Origin of the sequence: Ruegeria spongiae, assembly GCF_023502395.1 — a bacterium.
Taxonomy (GTDB): domain Bacteria; phylum Pseudomonadota; class Alphaproteobacteria; order Rhodobacterales; family Rhodobacteraceae; genus Ruegeria_C; species Ruegeria_C spongiae.
In genome coordinates, this window is the sequence record NZ_JAMFMB010000111.1 from 1 (window position 1) to 306 (window position 306).

Sequence of the window (306 nt, forward strand, 5' to 3'; positions counted from 1 at the left end):
GTGCATCCCAGTCAGAATTGCTGATACTATTTGCTATCCGTGCAAGAGTAAGAGGCATAAGAGTTAGCGCCTCCAACTCTTCTGGAAGGCGGTTGGAGCCAGACGCATTTAGCAAGTAGTCCAGACCCTCAATGAACTGAGCTCTTGACGACATGGCAATCGAAACTGCGAGCTTGGGCCGGGCGGCGACCCGCCGAACAATTGAATTTTCGTGTTCGTGCGCCCGCGCTTCAGGATCGCCTTGGCTGTCGTCTGCGTAGTCCTCATCTTCGTCCAGAATGAACTCAACCTTTGGAAGCACCTTTC

1 protein-coding gene is annotated in these 306 nt (G+C 52.9%); it reads right to left on the bottom strand.

Going from position 1 to position 306, the window contains the following annotated elements; translation table 11 throughout:
* Nucleotides 1-306 (bottom strand): hypothetical protein (locus tag M3P21_RS22470; protein WP_249713734.1); only part of this gene is annotated, 306 nt, incomplete at both ends.